The sequence below is a fragment of the Bacillus vallismortis genome, assembly GCF_004116955.1.
Taxonomy (GTDB): Bacteria; Bacillota; Bacilli; order Bacillales; family Bacillaceae; genus Bacillus; species Bacillus vallismortis.
In genome coordinates this window covers 221,707-234,252 of the sequence record NZ_CP026362.1, presented here as the reverse complement: position 1 = coordinate 234,252, position 12,546 = coordinate 221,707, and the positions used below count along the sequence as shown (strand labels likewise).

The 12,546-nt window shown below is 47.1% G+C and carries 13 protein-coding genes; 3 read left to right on the top strand and 10 right to left on the bottom strand.

What is annotated here, in order from left to right:
- Positions 1–13 precede the first annotated feature (13 nt).
- The 5 genes from BV11031_RS01215 to cotNH form a co-directional block, all read right to left on the bottom strand.
- Positions 14–1,987, bottom strand: coding sequence for a S9 family peptidase (locus tag BV11031_RS01215; protein WP_010329961.1), 1,974 nt, complete (start codon positions 1,985–1,987; stop codon positions 14–16).
- Between the two features lie 106 nt (positions 1,988–2,093).
- The gene (thrB, locus tag BV11031_RS01210) at positions 2,094–3,023 is read right to left on the bottom strand and encodes a homoserine kinase (RefSeq protein WP_010329962.1); all 930 of its coding nucleotides are present in this window, start codon (positions 3,021–3,023) and stop codon (positions 2,094–2,096) included.
- Complete coding sequence (thrC, locus tag BV11031_RS01205) at positions 3,020–4,078, bottom strand: threonine synthase (RefSeq protein WP_010329963.1); 1,059 nt, start codon at positions 4,076–4,078, stop codon at positions 3,020–3,022. The genes thrB and thrC overlap by 4 nt, the downstream gene beginning before the upstream one ends.
- Positions 4,078–5,379, bottom strand: a complete 1,302-nt coding sequence (locus BV11031_RS01200; RefSeq protein WP_010329964.1) for a homoserine dehydrogenase — start codon at positions 5,377–5,379, stop codon at positions 4,078–4,080. Before BV11031_RS01200 ends, thrC begins: the two co-directional genes overlap by 1 nt.
- 167 nt (positions 5,380–5,546) lie before the next feature.
- Positions 5,547–6,599: a spore coat-associated protein CotNH gene (cotNH, locus tag BV11031_RS01195; protein ID WP_010329965.1), complete on the bottom strand. Its 1,053-nt coding sequence runs from the start codon at positions 6,597–6,599 to the stop codon at positions 5,547–5,549.
- 152 nt (positions 6,600–6,751) lie between these two features.
- Here cotNH and BV11031_RS01190 point away from each other — a divergent pair, with 152 nt between their 5' ends.
- On the top strand, positions 6,752–7,252 hold the full coding sequence (locus BV11031_RS01190; protein WP_010329966.1) for a phosphatidylglycerophosphatase A family protein: 501 nt from the start codon (positions 6,752–6,754) through the stop codon (positions 7,250–7,252).
- A gap of 26 nt (positions 7,253–7,278) precedes the next feature.
- On the opposite strand, the gene nucF is transcribed toward BV11031_RS01190, so the two are convergent.
- From nucF to BV11031_RS01175, 3 genes are read right to left on the bottom strand one after another with little or no spacing between them, the layout of a single operon-like run.
- Positions 7,279–8,049 carry a 5' nucleotidase NucF gene (gene nucF, locus BV11031_RS01185; protein WP_010329967.1) on the bottom strand — a complete coding sequence of 257 codons (771 nt, stop codon included), beginning with the start codon at positions 8,047–8,049 and terminating at the stop codon, positions 7,279–7,281.
- A gap of 28 nt (positions 8,050–8,077) precedes the next feature.
- Entirely contained in the window at positions 8,078–8,512 is a 435-nt protein-coding gene (locus BV11031_RS01180) for a DUF86 domain-containing protein (protein WP_010329968.1), read from the bottom strand.
- A gap of 23 nt (positions 8,513–8,535) precedes the next feature.
- Entirely contained in the window at positions 8,536–8,811 is a 276-nt protein-coding gene (locus tag BV11031_RS01175) for a YutD family protein (RefSeq protein ID WP_010329969.1), read from the bottom strand.
- A gap of 128 nt (positions 8,812–8,939) precedes the next feature.
- Here BV11031_RS01175 and BV11031_RS01170 point away from each other — a divergent pair, with 128 nt between their 5' ends.
- Positions 8,940–9,560, top strand: a complete 621-nt coding sequence (locus tag BV11031_RS01170) for a YhcN/YlaJ family sporulation lipoprotein (RefSeq protein WP_241210322.1) — start codon at positions 8,940–8,942, stop codon at positions 9,558–9,560.
- 15 nt (positions 9,561–9,575) lie between these two features.
- Here the strand turns inward: BV11031_RS01170 and lipA are convergent, their stop codons facing one another.
- A complete protein-coding gene (lipA, locus tag BV11031_RS01165; RefSeq protein ID WP_010329971.1) occupies positions 9,576–10,472 on the bottom strand; it encodes a lipoyl synthase in 897 nt (298 codons plus the stop codon).
- Positions 10,473–10,707: 235 nt separating this feature from the next.
- Here lipA and lytH point away from each other — a divergent pair, with 235 nt between their 5' ends.
- Complete coding sequence (lytH, locus tag BV11031_RS01160; RefSeq protein ID WP_026014503.1) at positions 10,708–11,688, top strand: L-Ala--D-Glu endopeptidase; 981 nt, start codon at positions 10,708–10,710, stop codon at positions 11,686–11,688.
- A gap of 28 nt (positions 11,689–11,716) precedes the next feature.
- Here lytH and yunB read toward each other — a convergent pair whose 3' ends face one another.
- The gene (yunB, locus tag BV11031_RS01155) at positions 11,717–12,484 is read right to left on the bottom strand and encodes a sporulation protein YunB (protein ID WP_010329973.1); all 768 of its coding nucleotides are present in this window, start codon (positions 12,482–12,484) and stop codon (positions 11,717–11,719) included.
- Between the last annotated feature and the right edge of the window lie 62 nt (positions 12,485–12,546).

Genomic DNA, 12,546 nt, shown 5'->3' with positions numbered 1-12,546 from the left:
GCCTGGCTTTTTATTAGAGATATTGATCAAACCATGAGCTGATATAATTCAGGCGCTTGATCCGCTGTTCCGGGTGTCCGCTGCGTGACAAATTGTGCGATGCTTTCGGAAAACGGACGAGCATGGTGTCCTTGTCCATTTTTTTCAAAGCGATAAATAACTGCTCCGCCTGCTCGATCGGACACCGGTCATCTCGCTCGCCATGCAGAATCAAAAGCGGTGTTTCCACGTTTGCTGCGTACTTTAAAGGGGATCGGTCCCAAAGCTTTTCCGTGTCTGCAAACATGTCATGCTCTAGCTGCCAGTCTGTGAAGAAATAGCCGATATCACTGACGCCGTGAAAGCTGACCCAATTTGAAATCGAGCGCTGGGTGACAGCGGCTTTAAAACGATTCGTCTGCCCCACGATCCAGTTGGTCATAAAACCTCCATAGCTCCCGCCCGTGACACCAAGCCGTTTAGGATCAATCTGCGGATCTCTTTTGATAGCTTCATCCACAGCCTGCAGCACATCCTCATAATCCTTTCCGCCATAATCCCCTCTGACGGCATTCACAAATGCCTGCCCGTAGCCGTGGCTTCCTCTCGGGTTAACATAAACCACCGCGTATCCTTTCGCCGCCAGCACTTGAAATTCATGAAAATATGTATGCCCGTACATCATGTGCGGACCGCCGTGTATGTTAAGAATAAGTGGATATGATGTCTCCTCTTCCATCTGTGCAGGTTTCATCAGCCAGCCATTCACCGTCACCCCGTCCTCTGTGACATATTGAATATCTTCAGGTACTGAAATCACATGCTCCTCGACAAACTTGTCATTCGCGCCAGTCAGCCGTGTCTCTTCCTGTCCAAGCGGGATGCTGTAAAGCTCGCTCGGTCTGTCCGGCTTTGTCACACTGGCAATGAAGTGTTGTTCGTCAGGTGAAAGGGAAATACCATTGATGTACTCTTTTTCGAGACGAATCGGATACACAAGGCCTTCAATGGAAATATAGTAGATTCCCGTGCTGCCTTGGTCTGTGCCGATGACATAAAACCCTTGGCTGTCCTTCATCCAAATGGGGCGCTGCTCGCCTCCCCCAATCAGTGAATCTCCAATGAGCGCATCCGCTAAGTGAACGTCAAGCATTTCAGTCAGGCATGTGAGGCGGTCTTGTTCTAAATCATAGAGCCACGCTTTTTCCAGCGTTGCATTCAGATATTCCTGTTCATGTCCAAGCAAAGCGAGATACCTTCCGTCCGGTGAAAATGAACTTGGCCCAAATGAGCCGCGTTGGGATGTAACCTCCTTAAGCTCTCCAGTCTCCAGCGACAACATGCAGACATCGTGCGGCTTGCTGGCATCATCCGTTTCCGTCATATTCGCTGAGAAAACAAGCCATTTGCCATCAGGAGAAAAAGCAGGATCACCATGATCAGCTTTGCGGTTTGTCAGCTGCTTTACCTCGCCAGTCCTTACGTTGACAAGCACAAGCTGGGCATACGCACCTCTTGTCAGCCCTTTACCGTCCCGTTTATATGCCAAGCCTTGCACTTCAACAGGTTCAAAGCTGTCCGGCTCTTTTTTCTCTTGATCATCAATCCTGTCTCCCTCTCCCAAACTGACAGTGACAAGAACCGACTCGCCATCCGGGGACCATACCGGCTTTGACACGCCATACGGGATATCTGTCAGTTTTTTTGCTTCCCCGCCTTCAGAGCCCATGAGATACAGCTGTGCGGTATCGTCTTTTCGATCAGATATGAAGGCAAGCGTACGCCCGTCCGGAGACCATCTTGGGTCCGTACTCCGCTTTTCTCCGTACGTCCAAGGAACAGATCGGCCGCTTTTTGTATCATAGATCCATATATTTGATGTATACGAATCCTTCTCTTGATTCACTTGCGACTGCACGTATGCGGCACGGCTGCCGTCTGGAGCATATTGCGGATCGGTCACAGAGACAATCGCTGTGATGCCTTCTGCGGTTATCGGCTTTTTCATATTTATCTCCTCCTTTGTACATCTATTTCGTTTTTCTAAATAAAAACTCCTTTATCTCCAGCAGAAAAAAGCGCCCTCCGCTGACGCAGAGGAACGCTTGACACATCTATACACTTTTCACTTGATATAAAGGATTTCGCTCTATGATACTTCCCTCTTTCGGTACGGTCAAAGCGTCAACTTCGCAATGAGGGAAGTGAAGCGCGAGCTGCTTTTTCAGCTCTTCTCCCTTACCTTTTTCAGTCATCACGAGAATCGTCGGGCCTGCTCCGCTGAGAGCTGTTCCATATGCCCCCTTCATCTCGGCGACGTGTTCTACTTTTGACAGCTCAGGGACAAGCATTGCCCGGTACGGCTGATGGAACATATCCTTCTTCATGATTTTCCCGACAAGCGGCCAATCCTTGGACATGATCGCCGCAATAAGGATATTGCTGACGGCACTTGCTTTTACAGCGTCCGCATATGGAAACTCCTGCGGAAGCACGTCTCTTGCGTCTCTTGTCAGCACCTCGTAAAAAGGAATGACAACGACAACGTCAATGTCGGCATCCGGAACACGGATCATTTGTGTCTCATCATCTTCATGCAGGCCGATGACAAGCCCGCCAACGAGTGAAGCGCCAGCATTATCCGGGTGTCCTTCTTCAAGGCTGGCTATATGCAGCTTGTCCGCTTCAGACAGCTTTAATCCGCATAATTCATCAGCCAATTCAATGGCCGCTACAATCGCTGCGGCGCTGCTGCCAAGGCCGCGTGCGAGCGGGATGTCGCTCCACACCTTCACATGGACTGGCGGCATTTCTTTGCCGTACAAATCTGCTGTCCGTTTTGCCACTTGATAGATCAGATTATCTGTACCCGCCGGAATTCCAGCGACTGTTTCTGTTTCAGCTTCAAAAGACCATTTGCCGCTTTCAAAGACGGTAAGCTTTAAATACCTGCTGAGTGCCATCCCAACTGAATCAAAGCCGGGGCCTAGGTTAGCCGTGCTTCCGGGAACAGTGATAGTGAACAGCATGTCGGCTTCGTTCATACACGCGCCGCTCCTTTTACATATTCAAGAATGCTGTCTTCATCAGTCGGCAGTGTGACCGGCTTGATTTCTGAAATATCGACCGCTGTGTTCGGATCTTTCAGACCGTTTCCTGTTAATACAGCGACGACCTTGCTCCCTTTCGGAATCTCTCCGGACTTCACCTGTTTCAGCACTCCTGCGATCGACGCGCAAGAACCCGGTTCTGCAAACACACCTTCTTCACGGGCGATGAGCTGATACGCGTGAAGGATTTCATCATCAGTGACTTCGTCAATTTTTCCGTTGGATTCCTCAGCTGCCTTTACAGCTTTGTCCCAGCTTGCAGGGTTTCCGATACGAATGGCTGTCGCTATTGTTTCCGGATTTTTAATCACTTCATTGCGCACGATTGCCGCCGCGCCTTCCGCTTCAAATCCGCGCATTTTCGGAAGGCCAGTGCCGTTTTTCTCATGATACTCCTTGAAGCCCTTCCAGTACGCTGTAATGTTTCCAGCGTTTCCGACCGGGATCGCCAACACATCCGGTGCTTCTCCCAACTGTTCGCACACTTCGAAGGCAGCTGTTTTTTGGCCTTCAATGCGGTAAGGGTTGACTGAGTTGACAAGAGCAATCGGTGATTTCTCACAGATAGAACGGACAATTTTAAGCGCATCATCAAAGTTTCCATCGATCGCAATAATTTCGGCTCCATACATGACAGCCTGAGCGAGTTTCCCAAACGCGATTTTGCCGTTCGGGATAATGACGATGCATTTCATGTTGGCGCGGGCTGCATAAGCAGCCGCAGCAGCGGAAGTGTTTCCTGTAGACGCGCACATAATCGTGTCGTTGCCTTCCTCTTTTGCTTTCGCCACCGCCATGACCATTCCGCGGTCTTTAAATGATCCCGTAGGATTGACGCCTTCCGTTTTGACATGAAGCTCAATACCGAGCTGCTCTGACAGCTTGGGAAGGTGAATGAGAGGCGTGTTTCCTTCATGTAAAGTAAGCGCCGGTGTTTGATCTGTTACAGGCAAAAATTCTTTATATTGATGGATAAGTCCTTTCCACATTAGCTCCAACCGTTCCCTTCTACACGATATGTGCTTTTGACTTCTTGAACGACTTCCAAATCATTTAGGTTTTGCAGGATATCACTGAAATCTGCTTCTGATGTATGGTGCGTGACAATTACGATTTCCGCCAGCTCATCATGGCCTTTAATCGGCAGCTGAAGGATCTTTTCAAAGCTCACGCCCCGCTCTGAGAATACAGACGTAATTTTTGAGAATGAGCCGACCTGATCTTTGACGTGAATTCTTAAAAATTGCTGTGCGTAAATATCAGACGGCGACTTCATGTTTTTCTCGTATTGCGGCGCAACAAAGCTGTTGCCGGTTACGCCGAGTCGCATGTTTTTCATGACAGCGACAAGGTCAGAAACAACGGATGTCGCGGTCGGCATGCTTCCGGCTCCCGGCCCGTAAAACATCGTCTCACCGACAGCCTCGCCGTAAACATAAACAGCGTTATACTCATTATGCACGGCAGAAAGCGGATGATGGTCAGGAAGCAGTGTCGGCTGTACGCTAACTTCAATTTTGCTGCCGTCACGCTGTGCAATCCCGATCAGCTTCATCGTATAGCCAAGGCGTTTACTGAAGCTGATGTCCTCATCTGTAATTTGCGAGATTCCTTTTACCTTTACGTCTTCCAGATCAACATTCATCGAGAAGCCGAGGCGCGCCAATATCGCCATTTTTCGTGCAGCGTCAAGCCCTTCCACATCTGAAGTCGGATCAGCTTCTGCAAATCCGAGATCCTGCGCTTCTTTCAGCACTTCCTCGTAAGGACTTTTTTCTTTGATCATTTTAGTTAAGATAAAGTTCGTTGTACCGTTCACGATTCCCATCATTTTTGTAATTCGGTCTGATGAGAGTCCCTCCTCTAGCGTGCGCAAAATCGGGATTCCGCCGGCAACACTAGCTTCAAAGTAGATGTCACAGCCATTTTCCTTCGCTTCCGCAAGCAGCTCGGAGCCGTACACAGCCATTAAATCCTTGTTTGCTGTGACAACATGCTTTTTCGATCTGAGCGCGTCGACCAAATATTGTTTTGTCTGCTCAACTCCGCCAATTACCTCGATAACGACATCAACACCTGGATCATCAATGACATCATACACTTCTGTCGTGAGCACTTCCTTCGGCAAATCTACTTCTCTCTTTTTCTCTACATCTTTTACGAGCACTTTTTTTATTGTAACCGGACAGCCGACTTGATGCATCAGCTTATCCTGATGGTCTTGAATAATTTTAACGACACCGCTTCCGACGGTGCCTAAACCTAAAAGCCCTACACGAATCGCTTTCAAAACAACTCCACCTTTCATATAATTGTCCTCTCTAAAAAGACAATTGTTAACTCAACACAGACATATAAGTTACAAACATTATATAAGCCCGCTCCTGTTTTGACAAGATAGCAGTCGGCTGAATTTTACGAATGTAAACGCTTAACGTACTGATATGACAAGATTCTTTATTTTCTAATTATTTTTGTCAGATTTTCTCCTCTTCTCAGGTTCCCTTTGCCGAGCCAGCTCACGCGGGGAACAAATGGCTTCTGCGTCCGCATATTCATGAATTCCTGTGCTGTATTGAGAAATTGCTCATAGCGTCCGCAATCGTTCAGAATGAAGTCAAACTGTTCTTCATAATAATGCTTTTCTGATTCTGATGACATGTAGTAACTCTCTACGATTTCAAAATAATGAAGCGGAAAGAGCAAACGGCTGTACAGGAGACGTTTTGAAAACGAAGACAGCGGCGTGACTTTCTCATATTCCTGTAAAAAGAGAAAGCCCTGCTGATGAAAATCTTGTCTATGATGCAAAAACGTATGCCTCATATACTCAGCCAAATCGCGTGAGGCGTGGTCAAATACCCAATCAGCCGGAATCCTGATTAAAGATTCGGATGACCACGTATGCCTTTCCATCCGCTGATGGCATATCGTTCCTGAGTCAGCGGCTTGGGGTTTGTCATCCAGCTCAGTGTCCACTAAATATTGGATCGCGTTTTCTGACAGCCCTAGATAATATGGAAATGATTCGATCATTTTTTTATCAAATGGCTCGTGCGGAGGGGTCTGAACCTTTCGTTGCCAAAACACTTCCAGCTGATCAATGCGTTTTCCCCACAGATCTTTCCACTGGCCGATTCTTCCGGCTGCCTTTACTTCATACGGGTACCCTCTGCCTTTTCGGTGGAATTCCGCAAGTTCCGCCCCAATGGAAAGCGCCCGATTTGAATAAGGCGGCGCCGCCTTCAGCAGAGCGTACGTTTTCCCCTCATATTCAAACGTCAGCTCACCTTCTTTTGTAAAGATAAAAATCGAAACGTATGGGTCAGTTTGTTCTTGTAAATACTGACTCATGTAATAAAGCTCCGTCAGCTCTGTCTCTGAGAATTGGGAAACGGGGACGATCAAAAAGAATGAATTCGGTGTCTGAAAGCATTGATAGGTGCGCTGGTACGTGGAAAGCTGCCTGATGTGAATACCGTATTTTTCTTTTATTGTGCCTTTCACCATGATCACCTGCCTGTTGAATTAGGGCTCATCACATCGTAGTCATACACGGCCGGAATTATGAATACATATTTTCATCAGACGAAGGCGCAAGAAAAAGTCGTAAACATCTTAACTATTTTGTATAAACTAGTAAAAAAGATTGGGTGAAGCTGATGTCAGAAAACGAACAAATCAGTCAGATGGAAGCAAAAGCAAGAGCACGGATGAAGGAGCGCGGTGTTGAGGTGTCAGACATTGCCGAGCTAGTCTTTTTCCTGCAAAAAAAATATCATCCGGATTTACACATTGATGAATGCACGTTGAACGTCAATCGCGTTCTCGCAAAACGCGAGGTGCAAAACGCCATTTTAACGGGCATTGAATTGGATGTGCTTGCTGAGCAGAAAAAACTGTCTGAACCGCTGCAAACGATGCTGGAAACAGATGAAAGCTTATATGGAGTAGATGAAGTTTTGGCTTTTTCCATTGTGAATATTTACGGATCGATTGGGTTTACGAACTACGGTTATATCGATAAAGAAAAACCCGGAATCCTCAAACATTTGAATGATAAATCAACCGGCGAATGCCATACCTTTCTAGATGACATCGTCGGCGCGATTTCCGCCGCAGCCTCAAGCAGGCTCGCACACCGCGCGCGGCATACAGAATAAGGGCACCCTTTTGGGGCGCCCTTTTTTTAAATGTATGGAATCCATTCAGTCAGAGAGTCGATGGCGTGAGTCGGTTTTTCCATATCGTCTGTCATGTGTTCTCTTTTCGTTACGCCTGTGTGCACAAGCAGTGTATCCATACCGGCGTTCATGCCGGCCATAATATCCGTCGCGTAGTTGTCGCCGACCATGAGTGTTTCGGACACATCCGTGCCGAGAACGCGCATCGCCTGCTCCATGATGATTGACTCGGGCTTGCCGATAAATATCGGCTGTACGCCTGTGGAGACGGTTAGTACCGATGTCAGTGAACCGTTTCCAGGCAGGAGGCCTCTTTCAGTCGGAATTGCAATATCTCCGTTAGTGGAAATAAAGCGGGCGCCATTTCTGATAGCCAGGCAGCCGACAGCAAATTTTTCGTATGTAATGGAACGGTCAATCCCGACAACGACAAAATCCGCGTTTTCTTCGCCAAATGTCAGGCCGTTTTCTTCAATCGCCTGACGGATGCCTTCTTCCCCGATCACATACACAGACGCGCCTTTTTTCTGCTGGGCGATATGCTGGGCAGTCGCCATGCTGGTTGTGAAGACCTGCTCTTCCGTTGCCGGAATATCAAAAGACACGAGCTTGTCCGCCACCTGCTTCGGTGTGCGCGAAGAATTGTTTGTCACGAAAAGATAGGGAACTCCGCGATCTTTCAGCGTTCTGACAAATTCACACGCTTCCTCGATTTTTTCCGTGCCATTGTACATCGTTCCGTCTAAATCAATTAAATATCCTTTATATGTTTTCATGTCCAACACTCCTGTGGCTTTCCAGTTGTTATTTAAACGCGGAAACAGGGCCAAGCTCTGTTTCCAAGTAGCTTCTGATCCGTTTCGGGAAGGTTTGAAGAGCTGTCTGATGAGCCGCGATCAGCCTGTAAAGCTCGGCGCTGTCAGCGAGCAGGTACTGCTGAACCAGTGTTTTGCGGTAGGCGATCAATTTCTTGAGCACAGCTCCCTCTTGTTCCGAGACGACTTTTTCATCAACAAGTATATCCATAATGTCATCATAGCTGCCCGGGTCCCGCATAATAAAACCATCAATCATGTCATTGCCAGTATCCAGAATGCACTCGATTAACAGATGGCCTATACGCTGGAGCGCCACTCTCTCGATTTCAGACTGCCAGTCTCTTTGTGAGTTGAAAAGCGCCAGCTGGTGCTCAAAGAACCCGAGTGTTTGCTCGATCTTATTTCTGTCAACAAAATACATGACAGCATCCCCTTTGTGTATGTTTATTTTCTGATCCGTTTCAAGACAAAATACGCACAGCCGAAATTGCAGTATTCGTAAATGTATTCATCTAGTGTGCTGATTTTCGTTTCGAAGGTTGCCTTTTGATTCTGGTCGTCAAAGAAGCCCTTGAGCCTGAGCTGGCCATATCCCCAGTCTCCCACAATATAATCGTATTTATTTAAAATATCAGAGTAGCGGGCTTTGAAAGCCTCTTCGTTGAAGCCGTCTTTGACATTATGCACCAGGTCAAATTCGGCATTTTGAATAAGAATCATGATCTCACCTCTTTTTCACTCATTCCTATCATAATTCATTGCCCCGTCCCCATCAATTGCTAAAGAATAAATCATGCGATTTGGCTACCCTACACATGAGGAGGGATTTAACAATGAAATGAACTGCAATCAGCCTGTGCCTGTTGACCGGGCTTTTATCCGGGTGCGGAGGCAAAGGGTTTGATAATGCCGGGCAAACTGCCCAAAATCAGACGCAGAACCAAACCAGGCCCATTCATGTGTCCGACCGCAACGAGGCTTTTAACCGGCATGATGAGAACGAACAATTTGGCTATGTCCGCTATCAAAAAGAACAATTCGACGGCGAGCAACAGGAGGTCCCCGTAATGAAACGGGAAGAAACCGCTCATATCATCTCAAGTTTAACGGTTCAGCTTCCCCATATTCAAGAGGCTGCAACGCTGGTGACTGATCAAGAAGCGCTTGTCGTATACAAAACCGATACCAAAAACCGGGAACTGACGGCCGATCAGGTGAAGAAAACAGCCGCTTCAGTGATTCCTCGTTACTATCATGTGTATATTTCCGATCATCCAAACCATATGCAGTCGATTGAAAATTTCAGCAATCTCGGCTCCGGTTCAAGGGATATCAGAGAAATCATGTCGGGGACAATTGAAGAAATGAAAACCTCCCCGCAAGGAAGCCCGGTCTCAGAGAATGAAAATGCCAACGGAGAAACCCGCCAGGACATGAAAACCGATAGGAATGACAAAAACGCCAGATGATCTGGCGTTTTGGCATTACGCTTGTGCTTGGCGCTTTTTAGATGCTTCGTTCACTTGTTCATCCGCATGATAAGAAGAACGGACAAGCGGACCGGCTTCGCAGTGGCTAAAGCCTTTTTGCATCGCGATTTCCTTTAATTCTGCAAATTCATCAGGGTGATAGTATTTTTGGACTTTCAAGTGTTTCTTCGTCGGCTGGAGATATTGGCCGATTGCCATAATATCCACGTTGTTTGCCAAGAGGTCGTCCATCACTTCAATAATTTCTTCCTTCGTTTCGCCAAGTCCGATCATGATGCTTGATTTTGTCGGAATATCAGGCTGCATTTCCTTCGCGCGGCGCAAAAACTCCAGCGAACGGTCGTACGTTGCGCGCGCGCGGATTCTTGGCGTCAGGCGGCGAACCGTTTCGATATTGTGATTCAGGATATCTGGGCGTGTATCCATCAACGTTTTCAGGTTATCGTAGTTCCCGCCCATATCAGACGGGAGCACCTCAATTGTCGTGAACGGGCTTTTTCTGCGGATCGCACGAACGGTTTCCGCGAAAACGCCAGCCCCGCCGTCTTTCTGATCGTCACGCGCTACAGCGGTAATTACCGCGTGTTTCAGGTTCATAAGGGCGACAGAATCCGCTACGCGTTCAGGCTCTTGCAGATCAAGCTCAGTTGGAAGGCCCGTTTTGACCGCACAGAAACGGCATGCTCTAGTACAAACAGAACCTAAAATCATAAATGTCGCTGTACGTCTGACCGCCCAGCATTCATGAATATTCGGGCACTTAGCTTCTTCACATACGGTATGCAGATTGTTTTCCCGCATAAGTTTTTTGAGCCCTGTATAGTTTTCATTTGTATTTAATTTGATTTTGAGCCATTCGGGCTTTCTGAGGTGTTCGTCTTTCTTTGCCAATTCCCATCATCTCCAATATCCAATATACTCAAATTTCTGGCACGAAACATTCTGAAAACGAGAAAGGTGCAGATTTCTTTTCCGCAACATAAGTCATAGTTATCTAACTAAAGAAAGTCTTTTCTTTAGACACTTTACCATAGGAAAAATTTCTCGACAAGGGAAGATGATTACTGACATTTTTAAGCCGGCTTGCCGCAAACTATGTGTATTCAATATGAAAGGAGATTATGTTGTGAAAGTTTTCTTATCCGCTCTTCTTCTCCTTTTGTTTGCGTTTGATCCTACTGCATCTGGAAAAGAGCTTTCAGATCGAGTACTGTCGAAACGGATGGAATTATATCATAAAATCGAGGCTGTAACGCAGATTCCTTGGTATGCGCTCGCCGCAGTAGATCAATACGAGGAAAATGTGCGGAGCAACCGAAAAGACCTGCCTGACAAAGCGGGCATCATCAGCATCTATATACCCGATGAAATCTGGAGCGGCCCTGAAAACCCGAATCCAAAAGATGACGCGCCGTTAAGCATTAAGGTGTTTGACGGGATCGGAATGGATGGTGACGGTGACGGAAAAGCCGAGGTCAGCAATGATGATGATATTTTGTATACATTTAGCCAATACTTGCTGTCGTATGGCACAGATGAGGACAACATCCGCATTGGGCTTTGGAATTATTACCGGCGTGATCAAACAGTTGGGATCATATCTGAATTCATGAAGTTATTTAAAGCTTACGGACATATTGATCTGGGCGAGCATGCGTTTCCGCTTCCAATCAGAACCGATTACAGCTATCGGAGCACGTGGGGAGATGCCCGCGGGTTTGGAGGGAGACGGATTCATGAAGGCACGGATATCTTTGCCCATTACGGCCTTCCTGTCAGGTCCACCTGTTACGGCGTAGTTGAAATGAAGGGCTGGAACCGCTTCGGAGGATGGAGAATCGGCATCAGAGACATCAACAATACGTATCATTATTTTGCCCATCTTAATGGGTTTGCCAAAGGGATAAAAACAGGACAAATCGTTGAGCCCGGCCAAGTGATCGGGTCAGTCGGCAGCTCAGGATACGGCCCGCCGGGAACCGCCGGAAAATTCCCGCCGCATCTTCACTACGGCATGTACAAAGATAATGGAAAAACCGAATGGTCATTTGATCCATACCCGCATTTGAGAGCGTGGGAGCGTTATGAATACAAAAAAAAGAAATAATGAAAAAGCCGCCTCTTGGACAGGCGGCTTATTTGTTGCTTTTTTCATTTTTCACATCGGCACTGTCCTCTTCTTTGCTGCTTGGAAGCTGGACAGAAGGGGTGACACCTGAGCCGCCGCTTCCGTTGTAAAACTGCGGCACTTCGCCCTGTACTGCTTTAATCGACACAGGCACATTATTTGTGATGACAGCGGTTTTGCTTGCGAACGGAATGATGACCTTCACTTTAATTTCGACAAAGATGCTGATATCAATAAGTGCATTATTAATGCCATACGGCTTGATTTTGGTTTTGACATCTGTAAACGCGTCACCGATTAAATTGAACCGGACCGGGATTTTCGGCCCGAGGTTTCCGAGCAGACTGTTGCCGGTTACCTGTCCGAGCGGAATGTTAATCATAATATTTTCACTGGCGCCGCTGTGCCCGGTGTGGGTTTCCATCTCTTTCAGATGCGCCTGAAGCTGCTTTGTCACTTTTGTTTTCACGCTGTTTACAACCTGTGTATTAAAATCAATTGTCGTTAATTTTCCGTTTTCATCAGAACTCATTTGAAACATATCTTTCATATTTTCACTGTCAGACATATAATCCTCAATCGAATCCTGGATTACCTCTGTTGCCACACGCTTCGTTTCCATCTCGCCGATGCTCATTAAAACAGGTTTAATTGAGCTATTGATCATCCAAAGGCTGACTGTTGTCGAAAGAATAAAAAAGGCAACTGACAAGAGCAGCACGTACCGGAAAGGCAAAGGTCCTCTCTTGCGAAAAGGGCCGCGGTATCTTGGCAAGAAAATCCCCCCTTACATATCACAATGTATGCTTGTAAGAGGGGACATAGTAATAGCTGGGC